This is a genomic window from Microbacterium sp. ZXX196 (genome assembly GCF_009709595.1).
GTDB lineage: Bacteria > Actinomycetota > Actinomycetes > Actinomycetales > Microbacteriaceae > Microbacterium > Microbacterium excoecariae.
On the sequence record NZ_WMEE01000004.1, the window covers coordinates 238,272 to 261,586 of the forward strand.

General features: G+C 72.1%; 22 protein-coding genes, 3 tRNA genes and 1 other RNA gene. 14 read left to right on the plus strand and 12 right to left on the minus strand.

Annotated features, from left to right (window positions below; all coding sequences use genetic code 11):
• Positions 1–45: 45 nt before the first annotated feature.
• The gene (gene recO, locus GJQ66_RS06265; protein WP_368732734.1) at positions 46–777 is read left to right on the plus strand and encodes a DNA repair protein RecO; all 732 of its coding nucleotides are present in this window, start codon (positions 46–48) and stop codon (positions 775–777) included.
• Positions 774–1,574 carry an isoprenyl transferase gene (locus GJQ66_RS06270; RefSeq protein ID WP_155048475.1) on the plus strand — a complete coding sequence of 267 codons (801 nt, stop codon included), beginning with the start codon at positions 774–776 and terminating at the stop codon, positions 1,572–1,574. Before recO ends, GJQ66_RS06270 begins: the two co-directional genes overlap by 4 nt.
• Before the next feature lie 7 nt (positions 1,575–1,581).
• On the opposite strand, the gene GJQ66_RS06275 is transcribed toward GJQ66_RS06270, so the two are convergent.
• On the minus strand, positions 1,582–2,079 hold the full coding sequence (locus GJQ66_RS06275) for a glutathione peroxidase (RefSeq protein ID WP_155048476.1): 498 nt from the start codon (positions 2,077–2,079) through the stop codon (positions 1,582–1,584).
• Positions 2,080–2,186: 107 nt separating this feature from the next.
• Here GJQ66_RS06275 and dusB point away from each other — a divergent pair, with 107 nt between their 5' ends.
• The 5 genes from dusB to GJQ66_RS06300 all read left to right on the plus strand — a co-directional run bounded on the left by dusB (position 2,187) and on the right by GJQ66_RS06300 (position 7,508).
• The gene (dusB, locus tag GJQ66_RS06280) at positions 2,187–3,320 is read left to right on the plus strand and encodes a tRNA dihydrouridine synthase DusB (RefSeq protein WP_230379386.1); all 1,134 of its coding nucleotides are present in this window, start codon (positions 2,187–2,189) and stop codon (positions 3,318–3,320) included.
• The gene (locus GJQ66_RS06285) at positions 3,310–4,659 is read left to right on the plus strand and encodes a deoxyguanosinetriphosphate triphosphohydrolase (RefSeq protein WP_368732735.1); all 1,350 of its coding nucleotides are present in this window, start codon (positions 3,310–3,312) and stop codon (positions 4,657–4,659) included. Before dusB ends, GJQ66_RS06285 begins: the two co-directional genes overlap by 11 nt.
• A complete protein-coding gene (dnaG, locus tag GJQ66_RS06290) occupies positions 4,659–6,509 on the plus strand; it encodes a DNA primase (protein WP_155048477.1) in 1,851 nt (616 codons plus the stop codon). The genes GJQ66_RS06285 and dnaG overlap by 1 nt, the downstream gene beginning before the upstream one ends.
• Before the next feature lie 46 nt (positions 6,510–6,555).
• Positions 6,556–7,359, plus strand: a complete 804-nt coding sequence (locus tag GJQ66_RS06295) for an ATP-binding cassette domain-containing protein (protein WP_155048478.1) — start codon at positions 6,556–6,558, stop codon at positions 7,357–7,359.
• Positions 7,360–7,433: 74 nt separating this feature from the next.
• Positions 7,434–7,508: transfer RNA gene (locus GJQ66_RS06300), tRNA-Asn, on the plus strand.
• Between the two features lie 85 nt (positions 7,509–7,593).
• Here GJQ66_RS06300 and GJQ66_RS06305 read toward each other — a convergent pair.
• Positions 7,594–8,133, minus strand: a complete 540-nt coding sequence (locus GJQ66_RS06305; RefSeq protein WP_155048479.1) for a septum formation family protein — start codon at positions 8,131–8,133, stop codon at positions 7,594–7,596.
• A 109-nt stretch (positions 8,134–8,242) separates the two neighbouring features.
• Positions 8,243–8,809, minus strand: a complete 567-nt coding sequence (gene def / locus GJQ66_RS06310) for a peptide deformylase (RefSeq protein ID WP_155048480.1) — start codon at positions 8,807–8,809, stop codon at positions 8,243–8,245.
• Between the two features lie 86 nt (positions 8,810–8,895).
• On the opposite strand from def, the gene GJQ66_RS06315 reads away from it, so the two are divergent.
• The 3 genes from GJQ66_RS06315 (at position 8,896) to GJQ66_RS06325 (ending at position 10,673) form a co-directional block, all read left to right on the plus strand.
• A complete protein-coding gene (locus GJQ66_RS06315) occupies positions 8,896–9,894 on the plus strand; it encodes a DMT family transporter (protein WP_155048538.1) in 999 nt (332 codons plus the stop codon).
• Between the two features lie 15 nt (positions 9,895–9,909).
• A tRNA-Ile gene (locus GJQ66_RS06320) sits at positions 9,910–9,984 on the plus strand.
• Positions 9,985–10,175: 191 nt separating this feature from the next.
• Positions 10,176–10,673, plus strand: a complete 498-nt coding sequence (locus tag GJQ66_RS06325) for a DUF3145 family protein (protein ID WP_155048481.1) — start codon at positions 10,176–10,178, stop codon at positions 10,671–10,673.
• A 73-nt stretch (positions 10,674–10,746) separates the two neighbouring features.
• Here the strand turns inward: GJQ66_RS06325 and GJQ66_RS06330 are convergent, their stop codons facing one another.
• The 6 genes from GJQ66_RS06330 to aceE form a co-directional block, all read right to left on the minus strand.
• The gene (locus GJQ66_RS06330; protein ID WP_155048482.1) at positions 10,747–11,988 is read right to left on the minus strand and encodes a beta-ketoacyl synthase; all 1,242 of its coding nucleotides are present in this window, start codon (positions 11,986–11,988) and stop codon (positions 10,747–10,749) included.
• A gap of 77 nt (positions 11,989–12,065) precedes the next feature.
• Positions 12,066–12,314, minus strand: a complete 249-nt coding sequence (locus GJQ66_RS06335) for an acyl carrier protein (protein ID WP_155048483.1) — start codon at positions 12,312–12,314, stop codon at positions 12,066–12,068.
• 81 nt (positions 12,315–12,395) lie between these two features.
• On the minus strand, positions 12,396–13,397 hold the full coding sequence (locus GJQ66_RS06340; RefSeq protein ID WP_155048484.1) for a beta-ketoacyl-ACP synthase III: 1,002 nt from the start codon (positions 13,395–13,397) through the stop codon (positions 12,396–12,398).
• A 21-nt stretch (positions 13,398–13,418) separates the two neighbouring features.
• Entirely contained in the window at positions 13,419–14,342 is a 924-nt protein-coding gene (locus tag GJQ66_RS06345; protein WP_368732736.1) for an ACP S-malonyltransferase, read from the minus strand.
• 90 nt (positions 14,343–14,432) lie between these two features.
• The gene (locus tag GJQ66_RS06350; RefSeq protein WP_230379335.1) at positions 14,433–15,662 is read right to left on the minus strand and encodes a CdaR family transcriptional regulator; all 1,230 of its coding nucleotides are present in this window, start codon (positions 15,660–15,662) and stop codon (positions 14,433–14,435) included.
• 64 nt (positions 15,663–15,726) lie between these two features.
• Positions 15,727–18,456 carry a pyruvate dehydrogenase (acetyl-transferring), homodimeric type gene (aceE, locus tag GJQ66_RS06355; RefSeq protein WP_368732737.1) on the minus strand — a complete coding sequence of 910 codons (2,730 nt, stop codon included), beginning with the start codon at positions 18,454–18,456 and terminating at the stop codon, positions 15,727–15,729.
• Positions 18,457–18,638: 182 nt separating this feature from the next.
• Between aceE and GJQ66_RS06360 the strand changes: the two genes are divergently transcribed.
• The 4 genes from GJQ66_RS06360 to rnpB all read left to right on the plus strand — a co-directional run bounded on the left by GJQ66_RS06360 (position 18,639) and on the right by rnpB (position 21,556).
• A tRNA-Val gene (locus GJQ66_RS06360) sits at positions 18,639–18,711 on the plus strand.
• Between the two features lies 1 nt (position 18,712).
• Entirely contained in the window at positions 18,713–19,444 is a 732-nt protein-coding gene (locus GJQ66_RS15370; RefSeq protein WP_155048487.1) for a C4-type zinc ribbon domain-containing protein, read from the plus strand.
• A complete protein-coding gene (locus GJQ66_RS06370) occupies positions 19,441–21,147 on the plus strand; it encodes a bifunctional 3'-5' exonuclease/DNA polymerase (protein ID WP_368732738.1) in 1,707 nt (568 codons plus the stop codon). The genes GJQ66_RS15370 and GJQ66_RS06370 overlap by 4 nt, the downstream gene beginning before the upstream one ends.
• A 41-nt stretch (positions 21,148–21,188) precedes the next feature.
• An RNA gene (gene rnpB, locus GJQ66_RS06375) (RNase P RNA component class A) lies at positions 21,189–21,556 on the plus strand.
• Positions 21,557–21,583: 27 nt separating this feature from the next.
• Here rnpB and ppgK read toward each other — a convergent pair.
• From ppgK to GJQ66_RS06390, 3 genes are all read right to left on the minus strand, one after another.
• Positions 21,584–22,339, minus strand: a complete 756-nt coding sequence (ppgK, locus tag GJQ66_RS06380; RefSeq protein ID WP_155048488.1) for a polyphosphate--glucose phosphotransferase — start codon at positions 22,337–22,339, stop codon at positions 21,584–21,586.
• Between the two features lie 91 nt (positions 22,340–22,430).
• Positions 22,431–22,823, minus strand: a complete 393-nt coding sequence (locus GJQ66_RS06385) for an RNA polymerase-binding protein RbpA (RefSeq protein WP_155048489.1) — start codon at positions 22,821–22,823, stop codon at positions 22,431–22,433.
• Between the two features lie 169 nt (positions 22,824–22,992).
• Positions 22,993–23,315: glycerophosphodiester phosphodiesterase family protein (locus GJQ66_RS06390; protein ID WP_268866070.1), on the minus strand; the 323-nt coding region annotated here is incomplete at its 5' end.

The following is a 23,315-nucleotide window of genomic DNA, read 5'->3' on the forward strand; positions in this document are numbered from 1 at the left end:
CCCTCCATCGTGCCAGGGCGTTCGCCGGCGGGCGATAATGGACGAGTGCCCACCTACCGTGACGACGCCGTCGTGCTCCGCACGCAGAAGCTGGGGGAGGCGGACCGGATCCTCACGCTGCTGACGCGCCAGCACGGCAAGGTGCGCGCGGTCGCGAAGGGCGTGCGGCGGACGTCGAGCAAGTTCGGCGCCCGCCTCGAGCCCTTCATGGTCGTCGACGCGCAGCTGTACCTCGGGCGCTCCCTCGACATCGTTCAGCAGGTCGATCAGCTCGGGGCGTACGGCGCGAAGATCGCGGCGGACTACGACCGCTATACCGCCGCGAGCGCGATGGCCGAGGCGGCCGAGCGCCTCGTGGGCGAGCAGGACGCGCAACCGGAGCAGTTCTTCCTCCTCGTCGGCGCGCTGCGGTCGCTCGCGCGCGCCGAGCACGAGGCGGGCGCGACCCGCGACTCGTACCTCCTGCGCGCGCTCGGACTCGCCGGGTGGACGATCCAACTCGACGCGTGCGCCCGGTGCGGCGAGCCAGGACCGCACGAGCGCATCGCCGCGCCCGCGGGCGGCGTGCTCTGCGGTGCCTGCGCGCCGGCGGGCACCGCGCGCGTCGACCGCGAGGTGCGCGAGCACCTCGCGGCACTCCTCGCGGGGGAGTGGGCCGTCGTCGACGCGGCCCCGGAGGCCGTCGCGCTCCGGGCCGGCGGGCTCGTGGCCGCCTACGCGCAGCACCACCTCGAGCGGGCGATCCGCTCGTTCGATCGGAGAGGAGCGGCCCGATGACGCCGAAGCCTTACACCCACCCCGACGCCGTCCCGTACCGCCCTCTGGATTGGACCGGGCTCACGCCGCCCCGTTTCGCGGGCCCCGTTCCCGGACACGTCGCGATCGTGATGGACGGCAACGGCCGCTGGGCGAACGAGCAGGGGCGGCCGCGCACGGACGGCCACCGCGTCGGCGTCGACGCGATGCTCGACGTCATCGCCGGGGCCGTGCAGGCCGGCGTGGGTCACCTCTCGGTCTACGCGTTCTCCACGGAGAACTGGAAGCGGTCCCCCGCGGAGGTGCGCTTCCTCATGGGGTTCAACCGGGAGGTGCTGCACCGCCACCGCGATCAGCTCAACGAGTGGGGCGTGCGCGTGCGGTGGGCGGGCAGGCGCCCGAAGCTGTGGGGATCCGTGATCAAGGACCTCGAGGCCGCCGAGCGCCTGACGCGCGAGAACACGACGATGACCCTGACGATGTGCATCAACTACGGCGGGCGCTGGGAGGTCGTCGACGCGATGCGGCGGCTGGCGAGCGAGGTCGAGGCGGGGCACCTCAAGCCGTCCGCGATCTCGGAGCGCCACATCAGCCGAAGCCTCTACGTCCCCGACATGCCGGACGTCGACCTCTTCATCCGCTCGGGCGGCGAGCAGCGCACGAGCAACTTCATGCTGTGGGAGTCGGCGTACGCCGAGATGGTGTTCGACGAGACCCTGTGGCCCGACTTCACGCGCGAGAACCTGTGGCGTGCGATCGCGTCGTACCACGCCCGTGATCGTCGGTACGGCGGGGCGACGGACGCGCCGAAGGCGTGAGCCCGGGTCAGCGGGGCAGGTGTTCCTCGATGAGCGCCGTGATGGCGGGGTCGTCCGGCGTGACGTTCGGGCGGAAGCGGCGGACGGATCCGTCGGGCAGTACGACGAACTTCTCGAAGTTCCACGCGACGGGACCCGCCAGGCCCAGGCCGTCCTTGTTCTTCTTCAGCGCCTTGTAGAGCGGGGCCGCGTGGGATCCGTTGACCCGGATCTTGTCGTTGATGGGGAAGCTCACGCCCCAGGTCGTCGCGCAGTAGTCGAGGATCTCGTCCATGCCGCCCGGCTCCTGTCCCATGAACTGGTTGCAGGGGAACCCGACCACGGTCAGGCCGCGCTCGCCGTACGTGCGCTGAAGCTCCTCCAGCGCGCCGTACTGGGGCGTCAGGCCGCACTTGGAGGCCACGTTCACGACGAGGGCGACGCCGTCGCCGTAGGAGGCGAGGGTGCGCGCGCCTCCGCTGGCATCGGTGAACGGAATGTCGCGGAGGGCGGGGGCGTCGGTCATGCGGCCAGGCTACTCCGCCCGGGCGCGGCGAGCGCCCATCCGAGGGATGAAACAATGGGACCGTGACGATCGCCCCCGTAAGCACCCCGCCCGCACCCGCGCGCGCGATGCCGCCCCTGCGCATCGGCCCGCTCGAGGTCGACGTCCCCGTCGTCCTTGCGCCCATGGCGGGCGTGACGAACATGGCGTTCCGGCGGCTGTGCCGCGAGTACGGGGCCGGTCTCTACGTCACGGAGATGATCACGACGCGGGCGCTCGTTGAGCGCAACGAGGTCACGATGCGCCTCATCCAGCACCACGAGTCGGAGACCCCCCGGTCGATCCAGCTCTACGGCGTGGATCCGCACTACACGGCCGAGGCCGCGCGCATCATCGCCGCCGAGGACCACGCCGACCACATCGACCTCAACTTCGGGTGCCCCGTGCCCAAGGTCACGCGTAAGGGGGGCGGATCCGCGCTGCCCTGGAAGCGCGACCTGTTCCGCGACATCGTGCGCGGCGCGGTGGAGGCGGCCGGCGATGTTCCCGTGACGGTGAAGATGCGCAAGGGCATCGACGACGACCACCTCACCTTCCTCGAGGCGGGGCGCATCGCCGAGGACGTCGGCGCGGCGGCCGTGTCGCTCCACGCGCGCACCCTTCAGCAGTCCTACTCGGGCGTCGCCGACTGGTCGGCGATCGCCGAGCTCAAGAGCACCATCACGTCGATCCCCGTGCTCGGCAACGGCGACATCTGGAGCGCGGAGGACGCCGTGCGCATGGTCGACGAGACCGGCTGCGACGGGGTTGTGGTCGGCCGCGGCTGCCTGGGGCGTCCGTGGCTGTTCGGCGAGCTGGCCCGCGCCTTCGGCGGGGAGGCGCCCGTCGTCGACGCGTCCCTCGCGTTCGTCGCGCGCGCGTTCCTCCGGCACGCCGAGCTGCTCGCCGAGTTCTACGAGGACGAGTCGCGCGGCTGCCGCGACATCCGCAAGCACGCGGCGTGGTACTTCAAGGGCTACCCGGTCGGGGGCGAGCTGCGCGGGCGGTTCACGCAGGTCGACACGCTGGCCGACATCGAGGCGCTCATCGGCGAGCTCGACCTCACGGCGCCCTACCCCGGCGCGCCTGTCGAGGGGCCGCGCGGCCGCGCGGGGCACGCGCGCCGCCCCGTGCTCCCCGACGGCTGGCTCGCGTCGCGGACCCTGGACGACGACGCCGCGGCCGAGCTGCAGGACGCGGAGCTGGACACCAGTGGCGGCTGAGCCGGGCCAGGGGGCGCTGCCCGGGGGCTACACGGATCATGACGCCGAGCGATTCGTCGTGGAGCACCACCGGTCGAGGCGCGGGCACTTCGCCCGCGACCGCGCGCGCGTGCTGCACTCGGCTGGCCTGAGGCGCCTCGCGGCCAAGACGCAGGTTCTCAGCCCCGCGAGCGACGCCGACTTCGCGCGCAACCGACTGACCCACTCGCTCGAGGTCGCGCAGGTCGGACGGGAGCTGGCGACGGCGCTCGGGCTCAACGAGGACGTCGTCGACACGGCGTGCCTCAGCCACGACCTCGGCCACCCGCCCTTCGGGCACAACGGGGAGCGCGCGCTCAACGACTGGGCCGCCGACATCGGCGGATTCGAGGGGAACGCGCAGTCGCTCCGGATCCTCTCACGACTCGAGGCGAAGGTGCTCGACGGGGACCGCTCGGTCGGCCTGAACCTCACGCGCGCGACGCTGGACGCGACGTGCAAGTACCCCTGGACGGTCGCGGATCCCGTGGCCGACCCCGGCGGGCGGCTGAAGTTCGGGGTCTATCCGGAGGACGAGGAGATCTACGCCTGGATGCGCGCCGGCGCGCCCGACCGGGTGCGGTGCATCGAGGCGGAGGTCATGGACCTCTCGGACGACATCGGCTACTCCGTGCACGACTTCGAGGACGCCGTCGTCAACGGCTATGTCGACGTCGCGGCGCTCGCGGATCCCGTGGAGCACCACCCGCTCGTGGGGCGGATCCAGGCGTGGGTCGGCTACGACTACGGTCGGGACGAGCTCGCCGAGGCGCTGTATCGCCTGACGCGTCAGCCGATGTGGCTGACGTCGTTTGGCGGCACCCGCCGCGACCTCGCACGGTTGAAGAACCTCACGAGCGACCTCATCGGCCGGTTCGCGAGCGAGGCGGTCGCGGCCACGCGCGCCGCCCACCCCGCCGCGTCGCTGACGCGCTACGGCGCGAGCGTCGTCGTGCCGCGCGAGGTCGAGCTCGAGATCGCCGTGCTGAAGGGGATCATGGGCGCCTCGATCGTCTCGAGCGACGCGCGTCGCGGCGTGTACGAGGAGCAGCGGCGGGTCCTCACGCGGATCGCGGACGCGCTGTGGGCCGCCGACACGCTGTGGTCCTCGGGAGCGGACCAGCTGGATCCCGCCTTCACGGCGGACTTCCTCGCGGCGACGAGCGACGCCGAGCGCAAGCGCGTGATCGTCGACCAGGTTGCGAGCCTGACCGACCAAACGGCGGTCGCGTGGCACGCGCGGCTCGTCGGCGAGATCGACCCGGCCTCCGTGGGCATCTGGATGCGCGCGGCGCAGCCCGCCGACGCGGGGGCGTACTGATGCCCCGGATCCGTCAGGCGGACGTCGAGGAGGTCAAGGCGCGCACGAACATCGCCGACATCATCGGCGAGCGCGTGGCGCTGAAGTCCGCGGGCGTGGGGTCGCTCAAGGGGCTGTGTCCGTTCCACGACGAGCGCAGCCCGAGCTTCAACGTGCGCCCGAGCCAGGGGTTCTATCACTGCTTCGGGTGCGGGGTCTCGGGCGACGTGTACACGTTCCTGCGCGAGATGGATCACCTGACCTTCGCGGAGGCCGTCGAGCGCGTCGCGCAGCGCGTCGGGTTCACGCTGCACTACGAGGAGGGCGGCGGGCCGGCCCCCGAGACGAGTGGCCGGGCGCGGCTCTACGCCGCGCACACCCAGGCCGTCGAGTTCTTCCGCGCCCAGCTGGGGTCCCCCGAGGCCGAGGCCGCGCGCGCGTTCCTCGGCCAGCGCGGCTTCGACCCCGGCGCGGCGTCGCACTTCGGCGTCGGATACGCGCCGAAGGGCTGGGACGCGCTGCTGAAGGCGCTCACGGGGCAGGGATTTACGCGCGAGGAGCTGATCACGGCGGGCCTCGTCTCCACGAACCAGCGCGGCGGCGTATACGACCGCTTCCGCGGCCGCGTGATGTGGCCGATCCGCGACGTCACCGGCCAGACGATCGGCTTCGGCGCGCGCAAGCTCTACGACGACGACCAGGGGCCGAAGTACCTCAACACCCCCGAGACCCCGATCTACAAGAAGAACCAGGTGCTCTACGGGCTGGACCTGGCCAAGCGCGACATCGCCCGCGGCGACCCGAAGCGCGTCGTCGTCGTGGAGGGGTACACCGACGTCATGGCCTGCCACCTGGCGGGCGTGACGACCGCCGTGGCCACGTGTGGGACCGCGTTCGGCAGCGAGCACATCCGGACGCTCCGCAGGATCATGGGAGACGACTCCGCCACGGGCGAGGTGATCTTCACCTTCGATGGCGACGAGGCCGGGCAGAAGGCCGCGCTCCGGGCCTTTTCCGAGGCGGACCGGTTCGCGGCCCAGACCTTTGTCGCGGTCGCCCCCGACGGGCTGGATCCGTGCGACCTGCGGCTGCAGCGCGGCGACGCCGCGGTCGGCGCGCTCCTCGACCACAAGACGCCGATGTTCGAGTTCGTCATCGACCGCAAGATCTCGGGCTTTCCCCTCTCGAGCGTGGAGGGCCGCGTCGGCGCCCTCCGTCAGGCGGCCCCCGTGGTCGCCGAGATCCGCGATCGGCTGCTTCGCCCTGGCTACGAGCGCGTGCTCGCGCGCCGGCTCGGTATGGATCCGACCGACGTGCACCGCGAGGTGGAGCAGGCGGCGCGGGGCGGATCCGCGCGCGAACGCCAGGCGCCCCCGGTCGCCGCGCTCGCCACGGCCTCGCCCGCCGTCACGCTCCAGACGCTGCCGCGCACGACCGACGCGGTCGTCGAGCGGGACGCTCTCACGGGGATCCTGCAGTACGGGCACCGCATCGACCCGACCCTTTTGCAGCGCGCGCTGGGCGTGGCGTTCCGCGTGCCGGCGCTCGACGCCGTGCGCGCCGCGATCTTCTCCGTCGACCGCACCCAGCCCGGCTGGGGCCAGGCCGCGATCGACGCACTCCCGCAGGCGCTGACGCAGCTGGGCGGCGAGGTGCTGATGCGCGATTTCCCCGCGCGCGACGAGGAGCACGCCGCGGTGTCGGCGAACGCGCTGTGCCGGCGCCTCATCGTCCGCGCGCTCGACGCGGAGAAACAGGAGCTCCTGGGCGCGCTGCAGCGTGCGGAGCCGCAGTCCGACGAGGGACGCGCGGTCGGGATGCGCCTCCGCGACCTCGAGACGGAGCGGCGCCGGCTCGTCGACGAGCAGTAGGCGCGCCGCGCGCGACAGGCGCGGGTCCGCGGGCAGGATGGGGACCATGGCGTTGCCCGATCTCACCGACCTTGCGCTCGACCTCGACGACGTGAGCGTGACGCGCGGGCGCGGCGGCCAGGCCGTGCGGGCCGTCGACGGCGTTTCGTGGCGCGTCCCCTACGGCGGCGCGCTCGTCGTGTCGGGCGCGACCGGGGCCGGCAAGTCCGCGCTGGCCGCCGCGATCGCGGGCCGCGAGACGCGCGTGACGCGCATCGTCGGGGGCGCGGCCCGGGTGTGTGGGGTGAACGCGCGGCGACCCGGGCGATCGCGCAGCGTGTGGACGTATCGCGTCGGTTACCTCGCGCAGGACGGCGGCCCCGCGCTCGATCGCGACCTCACGGTCGGCGAGTCGATCGTCGAGCCGATCGTGGAGCGGGACGCGCACGTGGACCGGCGCAGGCTCGAGCAGCGCGTCTCCCGCCTGCTCGACGAGGTGCGCCTGCCGCTCGGCGCGGCGGCGCGGTACCCGCACGAGCTGAGCGCCGGCATGCGTCAGCGCGTGGCCCTGGCGCGCGCGCTCGTGCTGGATCCGCGCCTGCTCGTCGCGGACGAGCCCCTCGCGGGCATCGACGTCGAGGTGCGACACGTCGTGCGCGACGCGATCCGCGCCCGGCGCGCGCAGTGGGGCATGGCCGTCCTCGCCGTCTCGAACGACGACGCGTTCGCAGAGGAGCTCTCCGCAGATCGCATCGTGCTGGACGGCGGGCACGTGACGGCGGTGCAGCGCACCGGCGCCGAGCCGCTCGCCACCCCCGGCGCGGCGTCGGCCGCCGCGTTCCTCTCCGGCGACGCGCGACGCGCCCGGTGAGCGGGCCCGTTTCGCGTTTGAGGCGCATCGTTTGCTAAGCTGTTCGAGTTGCGCACGCAGCGCGTCGCACGTTTTCCTCGGTAGCTCAATGGCAGAGCAATCGGCTGTTAACCGATAGGTTGTTGGTTCGAGTCCAACCCGGGGAGCCAGCAAAACCCCCGAAGCTCGCGGAGCCTCGGGGGTTTTCTCGTGCCCGTTCGGGGCGGATCCGCGCGCCGCGGATCCGCCGCGGACTCAGGCGCCGAAGCCCTCGAGCGTGCCCTCAGTCTGCGTGATGGAGGCGCCGTCCTCGGACTGAAAGATCAGGCACTGGATCTTGTCGTCGCCTTCGGCCCAGGACATCTCGGTGGGGGAGTAGTACGTGAAGTACAGGGTCTCGGAGTCCTCGTACGCGATGCCGGCGAAGTCCTCGAACGCGTTGTAGCACCGCTCGTCGGCGTCGGCCTGGATCTCCTCGACGCCGGGCCACGCCGAGCCGAGGTCGAGCGCGTACTCGTGGTAGAACTCGTAATCGTGCGGCTCGTCGCAGGGCACGACCTCGACGCTCTGGACCTCGTCGGATTCCTCGCCGGGGCCGAGCAGGCAGTCGCCGACCTGGATGTCGAAGACGGACTCGGTGCCGGACTCGGTCACCTCCGACGTGTCCTCGTCCCGCTGGGCGCCGCCCGTGAGGTCGCTGATGGCGCCGCACCCGGTGAGCGCAGAGGTGACGACGAGGCCCGCGCCGGCCAGGGCGAGCGCGTGACGGGGGCGGAGGTGTGCGGAGCTGATCATGGTCTCGTCCTGTCTGTGCGGTGCATGCGAAAGGGCGGCCGGCTGTGGGCCGGTCGTGCGTGTCCCCGCGGGCCAGGATAGCCGCTCGGCTCGCGCGGCACGACGGATCCTACGGCGTGACGTCGTCGGATCCGGGGGTCCAGCTCGCCCCCGGGCGGCCCCATCCCCGCTTCTTCGCGATCTTCTGCGCGGTTTTCCAGTCGCGGTCCGAGACGCGGTCGATGTAGATCACGCCGTCCAGGTGGTCGAATTCGTGCTGCATGATGCGGGCGCGCCAGCCGGAGACCTCGAGGCGCACGGGGGCGCCGGCGAGGTCCGTGCCGGTGACGACGACGCGGTCGGATCGCCGCAGCGGGAAGCTCTCGCCGGGGAAGGAGAGGCAGCCCTCGGACTCCTCGTCCTCGTCCGGCGCGCCCGGCTCCGTCGGCACCATCCACAGCTCGGGGTTGATGACCTCGCCGCGCCACGGGGCGCCGTCGTCGTCCTCGTAGGTGTACGTATAGATCCGCAGCGCCACCCCGACCTGCGGGGCCGCGAGACCGACGCCCGGGGCCGCGTCCATCGTCTCGTACATGTCGGCGACGAGGGTCCGGATCTCGTCCGTGACCTCCTCGACGGGGTCGGCGGGGGCGTGGAGGACGGGGTCGCCCCAGATGCGAATGGGCAAGATGGCCATGCGGTCAGCGTATCCCGCCGCCCCGCGGGAACCCTCGGGACACCTCCATGGCGGGGCGGGCCGCGCCCAGTAGGCTCGTACCCGTGATGACGCAGATCGCGAGCGCGGGCGTATCGACCGACGAGATCGTGGGGCTGTTCGATAACCCCGCGCTGCTTTTGGGGATCCCGCTCGCGATCGCGGGGGCGGTCTTCATGTCGCTCGGGGCGCAGTTCCAGAGCCAGGGCGTGCGCAAGGTCGAGCGACTGTCCGGATCTTCGGGGCGGAGCGGCCTGGCCGGCGGTCACGTTCTCTCCCTCGTCCGCCGGCCCTCCTGGCTCATCGGGACCGCGCTGCTCGGCGCCGCGATCCTGTGCCAGCTCTCGGCGCTCGCCGTCGCGCCGCTCATCGTCGTGCAGCCCCTGGGCGCGATCTCCCTCGTCATCACGACGCTGCTGAACGCCCAGGCCACGGGCCACACGCCGACGCGCGCCTCGCTGACCTCGATCGGGCTGTGCATCGGCGGCATCTTCGTTTTCGTGCTCTTCGCCGCGCTGTACGCCGTCGAGACGCCGCTCGAGGAGCGCCAGCTCTTCGTCCTGCTGGCGATCCTGCTCGTCGTCCTCATCGTCGTGGGCGCCGCGTGGCTCGTCTTCCGTCAGCGCGCGGGCGCGCTCTTCTACATCAGCGCGGCCGGGGTGCTCTACGGTTTCGTCGCGACGCTCGCGAAGGTCGTCATCAAGCGCTTCCAGGCCGCGGACATCGACTTCGCGACGATTGCGTGCCTGATCGCGCTCGTCGCCGCCGCGGCGGCGGGGGCGTACTTCGTGCAGACCGCGTACTCGGCGGGCCCGCCCGACCTCGTCATCGCGGGCCTCACGGTGATCGACCCGATCGTCGCCGTCATCATCGGCGCGAGCCTGTTGGGCGAGGCGGCGAACACGCCCGTGTGGACGCTGATCGTGTGGGTCGTCGCGGGCGGCGTCGCCGCTGTCGGCGTCGTCATGCTCGCCCGCAGCCACCCGCAGGTCATCAGCGAGAGCCAGGAGCTCCCGATCACGCGCGGTAGCGGCCCGGATCCCGAGACGCCGCCCGAGTCCCGGTAGGCTCGAACCTGTTCCGGGGCGGTAGCCAAGATGGTCAAGGCAGCGAGCTCATAACTCGACGATCCGTGGGTTCAAGTCCCACCCGCCCCACGGTGTGACCTGTCGCGCCCCCGTGCGCGGATGCCCGTGTCGAGGGCGGATCCGTGCGGGCGGGTCGATCGCGTGTTGTGTATCTCGCGCGGGTGGGTCACAATACGAAGACATCCGAATACGCAAGTCATCGCCTGATCGAGAACCGGCAGGTGCGGAGGGGAAGCCGCACCTGAAGAAACGGAGAGATCATGGCGACACCGGTTGCGCGCGGAGTGGTCTTTATCCACTCGGCACCTAAGGCGTTGTGCCCCCACCTCGAGTGGGCGGTCGGGCGCTCTATCGGGCGCGCCGTGAACTTCGCGTGGCAGGATCAGCCGGCCCTCTCGGGCGCGCGCCGCGCCGAGTTCGCGTGGGACGGCTACGCCGGCACGGGCGCGGCGATCGCGACAGCGATCCGCGGCTGGGAGCACCTCCGCTTCGAGGTGACCGAGGAGCCGACGCCCGGGACCACGGGCGGTCGCTGGATGCACACCCCGGACCTCGGGGTGCATTTCTCGCAGATGGACGCGGGCGGCAGCGTCGTCGTCCCGGAGGAGCGGATCCGCGCGGCCCTCGAGCTCCGCGACGCCCTCGACGTGCGCCGCGAGCTCGACGTGGCGCTCGGCACGGCGTGGGACGACGAGCTGGAGATCTTCCGCACGGCGGGCGATGACGCCCCTGTGGTCTGGCTGCACAAGGTCGGCTGAGACCGGCGCGGCCCACACAGCTCAGCGCCCTCCGGGAGAGAACTCCCGGAGGGCGCTGTACGTGCGCGCGACGTCAGCCGTCGTAGGTCGCGAACGCGGCGACGGCGTTGTGGCCGCCGAAGCCGAACGAGTTGCTGATCGCCAGCTGCGGCCCGTCGGCGAGCTCCTGCGGCTCCGACGCGGCGCGGACCGGGATGGCCGGGTCCTGGTTGGCGAGGTTGATCGTCGGCGGTGCGACGCGCTCCTGGATCGCACGGACCGTGAAGACCGACTCGATCGCGCCCGTCCCGCCGAGGAGGTGGCCCGTCGAGGCCTTCGTCGCCGACACGGGGATCTGCGTCGCGCGGTCGCCGAAGACGTTCCGCATCGCAGCGAACTCGGCCGGGTCGCCCACCGGGGTGGACGTCGCGTGGGCGTTGATGTGCGTGACGTCGTCGGGCGTCTTGCCCGCCTGCGCGAGCGCATTCAGCATCGCGCGGGTTGCTCCCGCGCCCGAGGGGTCGTTCGCCGTGATGTGGTGCGAGTCGGCGGTGACGCCGGTGCCCGCGAGGACGGCATGGATTCGCGCGCCGCGCGCGAGCGCGTGCTCCTCGGTCTCGAGCACGAGCACGGCCGCGCCCTCGCCCATCACGAACCCGTCGCGGTCGCTGTCGAAGGGGCGCGAGGCGGTCTCCGGCGAGTCGTTGCGGCGCGACAGGGCCTGCATGGAGGCGAACGACGCGATCGTGATCGGGTGGATCGCCGACTCGGCGCCGCCCGCGATGATGATGTCGGCGTCGCCCGCCTGCAGGTGCTCGTACGCGCTCGCGAGCGACTCGACGCTCGACGCGCACGCGGAGGCGACGGTGCGCGCGAACGCCTTCGCGCCGAAGTGAAGGGAGAGGAAGCCGGCCGCCGAGTTCGGCATGAGCATCGGAACCGTCATCGGCATGACCCGACGCGGCCCCTTCTCGCGCAGAGTGTCCCAGGCGTTCAGCAGCGTCCAGACGCCGCCGATGCCGGTCGCGAAGTCGACGCCGAGGCGCTCGGGGACCACCTCGGGCGCGCCCGCGTCCTCCCAGGCCTCCTTCGCGGCGACGAGCGCGAACTGCGTCGAGATGTCGAGGCGCTTCGCCGTGGGGCGATCGAGGATCTCTTCCGGCCGCACGAGCGCCTCGGCGGCGAAGGTGACGGGGAGGTTGTACTCCTCGACCCACTCGTGCTCGAGGGCGCGCGCGCCCGAGGCGCCGCCCAGGAGGTTCTTCCAGTTATCGGCGACCGTTCCGCCGATTGCGGACGTGGCGCCCATGCCCGTCACGACGATGCGCTTGGTCATTGGTGGTTTCCTTGCTCCGAATGTTCAGGTGGGACGACGGTGCCGCGCCGCGCGCGGCGACGCGGCACCGTCACGCATCACTCCGAGTGGGAGGTGATGAAGTCGACGGCGTCCTTCACCGTCTTGAGGTTCTTGACCTCGTCGTCGGGGATGGTCACGCCGAACTTCTCCTCGGCGTTGACGACGATCGTCATCATCGAGATCGAGTCGATGTCGAGGTCGTCCGTGAAGGACTTCTCGAGCGCGACCTCGCCGGCGTCGATTCCGGTCTCGTCGGTGATGAGCTCGGCCAGGCCCGCGAGGACCTCGTCGGTGTTCAGTGCCATGGGGATGTCTCCTTGTCGTGGCGATGGGGGATTCGGATTCAACGGAAACCGCCTCACAGTCTATGGGCGGCGCCGCCGATGTCAGGGGAGGACGACGACCTGCGCGGCGTACACGAGGCCCGCGCCGAAGCCGATCTGCAGCGAGAGGCCCCCCGACAGCTCGGGGTTCTCCTCGAGAAGGCGGTGCGTGGCGAGCGGGATCGACGCGGCCGACGTGTTGCCGGTCGTCTCGATGTCGCGGCCGATCTTGACCGTGTCGGGCAGGCCGAGCTGCTTCGCGAACTCATCGATGATCCGGCCGTTCGCCTGGTGCGGGACGAAGGCGGCGAGGTCCTCCGGCGCGACGCCCGCGTCGTCGAGGGCCTTCTTGGCGACCTTCACCATGTCCCACACGGCCCAGCGGAAGACACTCGGACCCTCCTGGCGCAGGGTCGGCCACGGGGCGGTGCCGTTGCGGAACTCCACGAGCGTGTGGTTCATCCCCACGAGGTCGCCGCGCGACCCGTCGGATCCCCACTGCGAGACGGACACGCCGGGGGTCTCGCTCGGGCCGAGCACGGCGGCGCCGGCGCCGTCGCCCAGGAGAAACGAGATCGAGCGGTCGGTCGGGTCGACGATGTCGCTGAGCTTCTCGGCCCCGATGACCACGGCGTAGGTCGCGGCGCCCGTGCGGATGAGGGCGTCCGCCTGTGCGATGCCGTAGCAGTAGCCCGCGCACGCGGCGTTCTGGTCGTAGGCGGCGGCCGGCGTCGCGCCGATCGCGTCGGCCACGAGCGCGGCCATGGAGGGCGTCTGCTGGACGTTGCTGATGGTGCCGCAGATGACGAGGTCGATCTGCGCGGGGTCGATGCCCGACTTCTCGACGGCCTCCTTCGCCGCGGCGATCGCGAGGTCCGTCGCGCTCGTCGTGGCGTTCGCCCGGGCGCGCGTCGCGATCCCGGTGCGCTGGCGGATCCACTCGTCGCTCGAGTTGATGGGGCCGACGATGTCGTCGTTCGGCACGGCGTTCTCGCCGCGCGCGGCGCCCATCGCGAGGATTCGCGAGTAGGCGTGGACGGGGGCGGCGTGGAGGGCAGCGGTCATGTCTTCTTCCTGCGGCCGGGGTTAGTGGTCGGTGGCGGCGAGAAGGTCGCGGGCCGCGGCCAGGTCGTCGGGGGTCTTGAGTGCGACGGTGGGCGTCCCGCGCATGCCGCGCTTTGCGAGCCCGACGAGCGCGCCGGCGGGGGCGAACTCCACGAGGCCGGCCGCGCCGGCGTCGGCGAACCCTGCCATGCAGAGGTCCCAGCGGACGGGGTTCTGCACCTGATGCACGATGAGCTCCAGGGCGCGCGCGCCCGACGCCACGACCGTGCCGTCGCTGTTGGTCCACAGGCGGGTCGCGGGATCGCGCGGCTCGCTCAGCGCCGACACGGCGTCGGCGAGCGCGCCGGCGGCGGGCGCCATAAACGCGGTGTGGAACGCGCCGGCCACCTGGAGGGGGATTACCCGTGCGCCGCGGGGGGCCGATTCCGCCAGCGCCGCGAGGCCGGGCAGCTCGCCCGCCGCGACGATCTGGCCCGCGCCGTTGTAGTTGGCGGGGGACAGGCCGGCGTCCGCGATCGCCTGGAGGACCGCGTCTTCGGTGCCGCCCACGACGGCGCTCATGCCCGTCTCGACCTTGGCCGCCGCGTCAGCCATGGCGCGGCCGCGCGCGCCGACGAGGCGCATCGCGTCGAGGTCATCGATGACGTCGGCGGCCGCCAGCGCGGCGAGCTCGCCCACTGAGTGGCCCGCGACGCCGCCGAACGCGGCGCGCTCGGCGTCCGTGAGATGGCGCCAGGCGATGAGGCTCGCGGCGACGATCAGGGGCTGGGCGACGCGCGTGACGCGGATCCGATCCGCATCCCACTCCGTGCCGGCCGCGACCAGGTCCACGCCGGCCGCGTCCGCGTAGGACGCGAGGCGCTCGCGGACGCCGTCGATGTCGAGCCAGGGGAGGAGGAAGCCGGGGGTCTGCGAGCCCTGTCCGGGGAATGCGGCGACAATCACCCGATCCATTCTTCCCCCGCGCGGCGCGCGGACCCTGGCGCCACTCTCACAAGAATCGCGGCGCCCGTTGTCCATGGCCTCCAAGGGCGATCAGGGGCGTTCGGCGCGCCGGGCGCCCTGCCTGCGGCGCGACACCTCGGAGGATCCGATTGAGCCGAGGATCAGGGCCGTCTGCAGGATGAGCGCCTCGCGCGGGCCCGTCGCGTCCCAGCCGATCACGTCGCTCACGCGCTTCAGGCGGTACCGGACCGTGTTCGGGTGGACGAAGAGGTCGCGCGCCGTGGCCTCGAGCGAGCGGCCGTTGTCGAGATAGCTCCACAGTGTCGTGACGAGGTCCGTCGAGTGGCCCTCGAGCGGGCGGTAGATCCGCTCGACGAGCGTCTTCTTCGCGACCACGTCCCCCGCGAGCGCCCGCTCGGGGAGGAGATCGTCGGCCTCCACGGGCCGCGGGGCGCTGCGCCACGACGCGGCGACCGCGAACCCCGCGAGGGCCGCGCGGGCGCTCCGGCTCGCATCGACGAGCGCGGGCATCGTGGGGCCTAGGACGAGGTGGCCCTGGCCGAAGAAGGGCTCCAGCTCAGACGCGATCTCCCGGAAGCTGAGCTGATCCTCCTCGGGGCCGGGCTCCGCGCCCGGGGTCACGGTGCGGCCGAGCACGAGGACGAGGCGCGACCCCTGCACGCCGATGAGCACGTCGACGCCCATCTTGCGCGCCTTGCGCCGAACCTGGTCGACGTCGAACGCCGGGGGAGTCGTGCCGACGAGGACGCTCACCTCCCCGTGGCCGTGCCACCCGAGCGCCGCGATCCGGCTCGGGAGCTCGTCGTCGGTCTCGCCCGTGAGGATTGTGTCGACCACGAGAGCCTCGAGGCGCGCGTCCCAGAGCCCGCGCGACTCGGCGGCGCGCGCGTACACGTCGGCCGCCGTGAAGGCGACCTCGCGGGAGTACAGCAGGATTGCCTCGCGCAGGTGGTCGCCGCGGCCCGCGACCTTCTCCTCCGTCACGTCCACCGTGATCCGCACGAGCTGCAGCGTCTGCTGGAGGCTCACGCTGCGCAGGAGCTCGCGCGGCGCCGCGGCGAAGATGTCCGCCGCGATCGTCGGGGTCTCGTGCGGGTTCTGGTACCACTCGATGAACGAGGTGATGCCGGCCTGCGCGACGAGACCGACCGCCGACCTCCGGGCCGGAGGCATGTCGGAGTACCACGGCAGGGACTCCTCCAGCCGCCGCAGCGTGGCGGTCGAGATGTCCCCCGAGATACGCCGGAGCCAGGCGAGTGTCGCCTTCTTGTCCATCGTGGCGCGCGTGCTGTCCGTCATGTCACTCCCTCGTGCGACAGGCGGGCGGACCCCGAAAGGCCCGCCCGCCTGCGTATCGCGTGGGTCAGGCGTCGCCGCCCGCGTTGCCCGACGCGCCCGCCGTCACGTCGTGAAGGCGGTACTTCTCGATCGCGTCCGCGACGATCCGGCGCTCGACCTTGCCCTGGTCGGCGAGCATTTGCAGCGCCTTGACGACCATCGACGGGCCGTCGATCTTGAAGTGCCGGCGGGCGGCCGCGCGGGTGTCGCTGAAGCCGAAGCCGTCCGCTCCCAGCGTGCCGTAGGGGCCGGGGACCCAGTTGCGGATCTGGTCCTGCACGGCGTGCATGTAGTCGCTCGTTGCGACGAAGGGCTGGCCCTCGGCGTGACGGAGCTTCTCGGTCACGTACGCGGTGCGCGGCTCGTCGGCCGGGTGGAGGAAGTTGTGCTCGTCGGCCGCGAGGCCGTCCTTGCGCAGCTCGTTCCAGCTCGTCACGGACCACACGTCGGCGACGACGCCCCAGTCCTTCGCGAGCAGCTCCTGCGCCTCGATCGCCCACGGCACGCCGACGCCCGACGCGAGCAGCTGCACGCGGTGTCCGTCGCCGGACCCCTCGGAGACGCGGTGGAGGCCCTTGACGATGCCCTCGACGTCCACGCCCTCCGGCTCGGCGGGCTGGCGCATCGGCTCGTTGTACACCGTGAGGTAGTACATGACCTCGGGGTCGGGGTGCGATCCGCCGTACATCCGCTCGATGCCCGACTGCACGATGTGCGAGACCTCGTACCCGAAGGCGGGGTCGTAGATGATCGTCGCGGGGTTCGTCGAGGCCAGCAGCGGCGAGTGACCGTCCATGTGCTGGGTGCCCTCGCCCGTGAGCGTGGTGCGGCCCGCCGTGGCGCCGATGATGAAGCCCTTGGCCATCTGGTCGCCCGCCGCCCAGAAGGCGTCGCCCGTGCGCTGATAGCCGAACATCGAGTAGAAGATGTAGACGGGAATCAGCGTCTCGCCGTGCGTCGCGTACGACGTCGACGTGGCCGTGAACGCCGCCGCGGCGCCCGCCTCGTTGATGCCGACGTGCATGATCTGACCCTCGGGGCTCTCCTTGTAGGCGAGCAGCAGGTCGCGGTCGACCGAGAGGTAGTTCTGGCCGTTCGGGTTGTAGATCTTCGCCGAGGGGAAGTACGAGTCCATGCCGAACGTGCGCGCCTCGTCGGGGATGATCGGCACGATGCGGTTGCCGAAGCCCTTGACGCGCATCAGGTCCTTGAGCAGCCGGACGAACGCCATCGTCGTGGCGATCTCCTGGTTGCCGGATCCCTTCTTCGGCAGTGCGTAGTCCTTCTCCTTCGGCAGCTCGAGCGGCACGTTGGTCGTGCGGCGCTCGGGCAGGAAGCCGCCGAGGGAGCGGCGGCGCTCGAGCATGTACTCGATCGTCTCGTCGCCCGCGCCGGGGTGGTAGTACGGCGGACGGTAGGGGTCGTCCTCGAGCTGCTTGTCCGTGACCGGAATCTGCATGGTGTCGCGGAAGAGCTTGAGGTCTTCCAGCGTCATCTTCTTCATCTGGTGGGTCGCGTTACGGCCCTCGAAGTGCGGCCCGAGGCCGTACCCCTTGATTGTGTGCGCGAGGATCACGGTGGGCTGGCCCTTGTGCTCCATCGCCGCCTTGTAGGCGGAGTACACCTTGCGGTAGTCGTGGCCGCCGCGCTGCAGCGCCCAGATCTCCTCGTCGGAGTAGTCCTTGACGAGCTCCAGCGCGCGCGGGTCGCGACCGAAGAAGTTCTCGCGGACGAAGCCGCCGTCCTCGGTCTTGTACGTCTGGAAGTCGCCGTCGGGCGTCGTGTTCATGAGGTTGAGCAGCGCGCCCTCGGTGTCGCGGGCGAGCAGGTCGTCCCAGCCGCGGCCCCAGATGAGCTTGATGACGTTCCAGCCCGCGCCGCGGAAGTAGCTCTCAAGCTCCTGGATGATCTTGCCGTTGCCGCGCACCGGGCCGTCGAGGCGCTGGAGGTTGCAGTTGATCACGAAGGTGAGGTTGTCGAGGCCTTCGTTCGCGGCGACCTGCAGCTGGCCGCGCGACTCGACCTCGTCCATCTCGCCGTCGCCCAGGTACGCCCAGACGTGCGAGTCGCCGACGGACTTGATGCCGCGTGCCTCGAGGTACTTGTTCGCCATCGCCTGGTAGATCGCGTTGATCGGCCCGAGACCCATCGACACCGTCGGGAACTGCCAGAACTCGGGCAGCATGCGCGGGTGCGGGTAGGACGGCAGGCCGACCGGCGCCGCCGACTTCTCCTGGCGGAAGCCGTCGAGCTGCTGCTCGGACAGGCGACCCTCCAGGAACGCGCGCGCGTACATGCCGGGGGACGCATGCCCCTGGTAGAAGATCTGGTCGCCGCCGGAGGGGTGGTCCTGGCCGCGGAAGAAGTGGTTGTGCCCGACCTCGTAGAGCGACGCTGCTGAGGCGTAGGTCGAGATGTGGCCGCCGACGCCGATGCCGGGGCGCTGAGCGCGGTGCACCGTGATGGCCGCGTTCCAGCGGATCCAGTGGCGGTAGCGCCGCTCAAGCTCTTCGTCGCCGGGGAAGGACGGCTCGTCCTCCGCGGAGATCGTGTTGACGTAGTCCGTCGTCGGCACCATCGGGACGCCGAGCCGGCGCTCCTTGGACCGCGTAAGGAGGCTCAGCATGACCTCGCGCCCGCGCTGCGAGCCCTTGGCATCAACGAGCTGATCGAGCGACTCGCGCCACTCGGCCGTCTCCTCGGGGTCGCTGTCGACGCTGCCCTGCGAGTACGGATCCTGATCGTGAACTGCCACCAGGTGACCTTTCGTCGTGCGGGCAGATCGTGCCCAGATTGTGGATCGTGGCGCGCGACGGGCCCGGCTGTGACCGGACAGGCGTGCGCGTATTGCCCCACACTACCGACTCTTGCGGCGCGCGGTGCACGGCGCGTGCTCTGGGCCACGGAGCGCGGACGCGTAGACTCTTTTCACGTCACGGGTCTTTAGCTCAGCTGGTAGAGCACCTGGTTTACACCCAGGGGGTCGTCGGTTCGATCCCGGCAGGACCCACGTGAATTCCGCGCCCGCAGACCAGCGACTGCTCCTCGATATCGCCGACCTCGATGCCCGCCGCGCCCGCGCCGTGGCGGCGCGACGCGCGCCGGAACACCAGGCCCGCGTCGCGGAGCTCCTCGCCCGCCGCAACGAGCAGGGCCGCGAGCTCGTGGCCCGCTCGAACGCGCGCGACGAGCTGCGCACCGAGCTCGCGCGCATCCAGAGCGACGTCGAGGTCGCGACCAAGCGCATGGCGCGCGACCGCGACCGCCTGACGCAGACCGCCATCGCCCGCGACGCGATCGCGCTCGAGAACGAGATCGCGTCGCTCGAGGCGCGCGTGGACCGCCTCGAGACGGCCGAGCTCGAGACGATGGAGCGCGCACAGGCCGCCGAGGCGGCCGTGGCCGAGCAGCAGGCGCTGCTCGATCAGACGACGGCCGAGGGGCAGGCCGCGAGCGCCGCCGGCAAGCAGGCCGTGCAGGCGGCGACGGACGAGATCGCCGCGATCGAGCGCGATCGGGCGGCGGTCGCGGGTCGCGTGCCGAACGACCTGCTCGCGATGTACGACCGGCTCGCGGCGCGGGGAACGGGCGCCGCGCTCTTCCAGCACGGCACGTGCGGCGCCTGCCGCATGACGCTCTCTCCGCGCGACCTCGCAGCGCTCAAGGCGACCGCGGACGACGTCGTCGCGCTGTGCCCCGAGTGCGGCGCGATCCTCGTGCGAACGGCCGAGTCCGGCCTGTGACAGCCGCCCCCGGCTCTCCGCGGCCGGGGAAGCGCGACGTCGTCGCGCTGGGGCGAGAGGGCCAGGGCTGGGCCGCGATCGTTCTCGCGGGATCCGCCCCGGGCGCGCGCTGGGAGCTCACCGCGGACGCCTGGGCCGCGTGGGTGGCGGAGGCCGACCGCGGCGGCGGGCCGCGGTGGGTGTGCGCCGACGCGAAGGCGACGGCGGCGCTGCTGCTCGCGGCGGGCGTGCGCCTCGCGCGCTGTCACGACCTGCGGTTGGCCCACGACATCCTTGCGCGGGCCGTGCCGGGCGGGCCGGTCTCGGGGCCGGCGCCGCGCCCGCGCGCCGACACGCCCGGAACGCTTTTCGAGCTCGACGCCGAGGGTCCGGACCCCGGCGACGCCGTCGAGGTGGCGCGCGCGTGGGAGCGCCAGGAACGGGCGCTCGCGGGCGCGGCGAACGCGGACCGGCTGCGGCTGCTCATCGCCGCGGAGTCGGCCGGGGCGCTCGTCGCGGCGGATATGGAGGCCGCGGGCCTGCCCTGGGACCGCGCGCAGCACGAGCGGATCCTCGACGCGGAGCTCGGCGCCACCGACGCGTCGGGGATGCCCGCGCGCATGGCACAGCTCGCGCGGGACGTGCGCCGCGCGCTCGGGCGCGAGGCGCTGTCGCTCGACTCACCGGGGCAGGTGCTCACGGCGCTCCAGGCGGCGGGCGTGTCCGTTCGGTCCACGTCTCGCGGGGAGCTGGCCGAGCACGACCATCCCGTCATCCGGCCGCTTCTGGCCTACAAAAGGCTTGCGCGCCTGCACACGGCGAACGGGCGCGGGTGGCTCGCGGCGTGGGCCCCCGCGGGGCGCTTCCGTCCCGAGTACGTGCCGGCCGGCGTCGTCACGGGGCGCTGGGCGTCCTCGGGCGGCGGAGCGCTCCAGATCCCGCGGCTGCTGCGCCCCGCCGTGCGCGCGGACCCGGGGTGGCGCATCGTCGCGGCGGACGTGGCGCAGCTCGAACCGCGCGTGCTCGCGGCCATGGCGCGCGACGAGGCGATGGCGAGCGCGGCGCGGGGCGCGGACCTGTACGCCGGCCTCGTCGCCCGCGGCGTCGCCGCCACGCGCGCCGAGGCGAAGGTCGCGATGCTCGGCGCCCTCTACGGGGCGACCTCCGGCGACGCGGGCCGCCTCGTGCCGCGCCTCCGGAGGACGTTCGGCCGCGCGATGCACGTCGTCGACGCGGCGGCGCGGGCGGGGGAGCGGGGCGAGCAGGTGTCGACCTGGCTCGGGCGAACGAGCCCGGAGCCGGGGGCGGCGTGGCGTGCGCTGCAGGACGAGGCGGCGGCCGAGGGAGCGCCGGAGGCCGTGCGCGAGGCGGCTCGCCGCGCCGCGCGCGAGCAGGGGCGGTTCACCCGGAACTTTGTCGTGCAGGGTACGGCCGCCGAGTGGGCGCTGGCGTGGCTCGCGGACCTCCGGATCCGGCTCTCCCAAATCCCGCCGGTGGATCCGGACCGCGCCGCGGCCGGGTCGGGGCCGGTGTTCTCCCGCGTGCCGCACATCGCGTTCTTCCTCCACGACGAGGTCATCGTGCACGCCCCCGCCGAGCGCGCCGACGCCGCGGCGCAGGCCGTCCGAGACGCCGCCGAGTCGGCGGGGCGCCTGTTGTTCGGCGCGTTCCCGCTCGACTTCCCCCTGGGCCTCGCCGTCCGTGACGACGCCGCGAAGACGTGACGATCGGGCGTGGGCGCCCCGGGTAGACTGGTGGGTGCGAATGGGTCGGCCGGACGGCCGCGTCGCGCGCGGAAACGCTGTCGCGCCGAGGAACGTCCGGGCTCCGCAGGGCAGGGTGGTGGGTAACACCCACCCGGAGAGATCCGCGAGACAGTGCAACAGAAAGTAGACCGCCGGCCCCCGGGCCGGTAAGGGTGAAACGGTGGTGTAAGAGACCACCAGGGGCCGCGGCGACGCGGCCCGCTGGGTAAACCTCGCCCGGAGCAAGACCAACAGGGGATGTTGACGCGGCCCGCCGAGTCCCCGGGTAGGTTGCTAGAGCGGCGCGGCAACGCGTCGCCGAGAGAGATGGCCGTCGACGGAGGCAGTGCCTCCCGAACAGAACCCGGCGTACAGGCCGGCCCATTCGCATGAACCGGCCCGACGGCCCGCGGGATCAGCCGAGCGCGAGACTCGCGGCGCCGATGATTCCCGCGTTGTTCTGGTGCTCCGCAACGACGATCGGCGCGCGCGTCGTGATCCCCGGCAGGAACTTCTCCGGGTTCTTCGAGACCCCGCCGCCGACGATGATCAGGTCGGGGGAGAAGAGAAACTCGACGTGGGCGTAGAACTTCTGCAGGCGCGACGTCCACTTCGCCCAGGAGAGGTCCTCGCGCTCGCGCGCGGTGGGCGCCGCCCACTTCTCGATGCTGTCGCCCTTCCAGATGAGGTGACCGAGCTCCGAGTTCGGGACGAGCTTGCCGTCGAAGAGGAACGCGGATCCGATCCCCGTCCCGAGCGTCGTCATGATCGTCAGCCCCGGCTGCGCCTTCGCGGCGCCGAAGCGCAGCTCCGCGAGACCGGCGGCGTCGGCGTCGTTGACGAAGTGGATGTCGCGCCCCAGTGCCTGGCTGAACATCGTGTCGGCCTCCAGGCCGATCCACTCGTCCGAGACGTTCGCGGCGGATAGCGTGACGCCCGCCTTGACGATGGCGGGGAAGCAGACGCCGATGGGGAGGCCCTCGGCGTCGGCGCCGAGCAGGTCGACGAGCTCCGTGGCGGTGCGGAGCACGTCGGGAGGGGTCGCCCCCTTCGGCGTGGGGATGCGGACGCGGTCGCTGACGAGCGCGCCCGTCTCGAGGTCGACGATTCCGGCCTTCATGCCGGTGCCGCCGATGTCGATGCCGATCGCACGCTGAGGGGGGTTGGTCATGTCGCTCAGCCTAGAGCGATACGAGCCGCGCGCGAAAACGGCGGCGGCCGGACATTCCGAGAGTGGAATGCCCGGCCGCCGCGGGGAGGGGTTACGCCGTCTTGCGGGTGACCTTCTCCTTGGTCGGGTCCTGGCCCTCGCCGCGGCGCTCGCGGATGAAGGCAAGGCGCTCGGCCAGGAGCTCCTCGAGCTCCGGAATCGAGCGGCGCTCCAGGAGCATGTCCCAGTGCGTGCGTGGGGTCTTGTCGCCCGAGTGATCCACCTCGGCTGCGCCCTTGGGGGTCTGCAGCACGGCCTCGGCGCCGCACGTGCGGCACTCCCAGGAGACGGGTGCCTCGGCGTCGGCCGCGAACATCAGTTGGGTCTCACGGCCGCAGGTCCCGCACACATAGGTGTACTCCTTGCGCTCCATGAAGACGACGCCCTCTTCGCTCTGAAGGCTCTGGGCGCCAAGCCGGATGCCGCGGAGGCTGCGATCTGCCATGTTCGTGTCCTCTCGTCGGGTACCAGGTCTAACGCCCGGCCCTGTGCGCTTCATCCGAAACGTTCGATGAACTCCGGGTTTCTCAGCGGATCCCCAGTCGCCCCGTCGCGCCCGGAACTCCCGCGGGTCCGCCCGTCACGGCGAAAGTTAGCGCGGCGGCTCCGCGGGGTCAACGCCCCTGCGCGAATCCCGTCTCCCGGGCTACTTCGAGAGCGACGTCGGCGCGGTCGGTGACGAGCCCGTCGACGCCCATTCGGAGGAGCCGGCGCATGTCGTCCGGCTCGTTCACGGTCCACACGTGCACCTCCGCGCCGTGGCGGTGCGCGAGGTCGATCAGCCGGGGCGTCACGACCCGGACGCGCCCCGCGCGCTCGGGGACCTGCAGCGCGTCGATGCCCGCGAGCGCGCCGCGCGCCCCGCGGCCGCCAACCCCGGGAAGAGCGCCCCACACCGCGCGCGCGACGACCCCGCGTCCGCCGGAGGTGGCGGGGC

Coding starts and splice junctions, on each gene's coding strand:
- GJQ66_RS06270 (WP_155048475.1), top strand. CDS start 774: ATGACGCCGAAGCCTTACACCCACCCCGACGCCGTCCCGTACCGCCCT.
- GJQ66_RS06275 (WP_155048476.1), bottom strand. CDS start 2,079: ATGACCGACGCCCCCGCCCTCCGCGACATTCCGTTCACCGATGCCAGC.
- dusB (WP_230379386.1), top strand. CDS start 2,187: ATGCCGCCCCTGCGCATCGGCCCGCTCGAGGTCGACGTCCCCGTCGTC.
- dnaG (WP_155048477.1), top strand. CDS start 4,659: ATGCCCCGGATCCGTCAGGCGGACGTCGAGGAGGTCAAGGCGCGCACG.
- GJQ66_RS06295 (WP_155048478.1), top strand. CDS start 6,556: ATGGCGTTGCCCGATCTCACCGACCTTGCGCTCGACCTCGACGACGTG.
- GJQ66_RS06305 (WP_155048479.1), bottom strand. CDS start 8,133: ATGATCAGCTCCGCACACCTCCGCCCCCGTCACGCGCTCGCCCTGGCC.
- def (WP_155048480.1), bottom strand. CDS start 8,809: ATGGCCATCTTGCCCATTCGCATCTGGGGCGACCCCGTCCTCCACGCC.
- GJQ66_RS06315 (WP_155048538.1), top strand. CDS start 8,896: ATGACGCAGATCGCGAGCGCGGGCGTATCGACCGACGAGATCGTGGGG.
- GJQ66_RS06325 (WP_155048481.1), top strand. CDS start 10,176: ATGGCGACACCGGTTGCGCGCGGAGTGGTCTTTATCCACTCGGCACCT.
- GJQ66_RS06330 (WP_155048482.1), bottom strand. CDS start 11,988: ATGACCAAGCGCATCGTCGTGACGGGCATGGGCGCCACGTCCGCAATC.
- GJQ66_RS06335 (WP_155048483.1), bottom strand. CDS start 12,314: ATGGCACTGAACACCGACGAGGTCCTCGCGGGCCTGGCCGAGCTCATC.
- GJQ66_RS06340 (WP_155048484.1), bottom strand. CDS start 13,397: ATGACCGCTGCCCTCCACGCCGCCCCCGTCCACGCCTACTCGCGAATC.
- GJQ66_RS06350 (WP_230379335.1), bottom strand. CDS start 15,662: ATGACGGACAGCACGCGCGCCACGATGGACAAGAAGGCGACACTCGCC.
- ppgK (WP_155048488.1), bottom strand. CDS start 22,339: ATGACCAACCCCCCTCAGCGTGCGATCGGCATCGACATCGGCGGCACC.
- GJQ66_RS06385 (WP_155048489.1), bottom strand. CDS start 22,823: ATGGCAGATCGCAGCCTCCGCGGCATCCGGCTTGGCGCCCAGAGCCTT.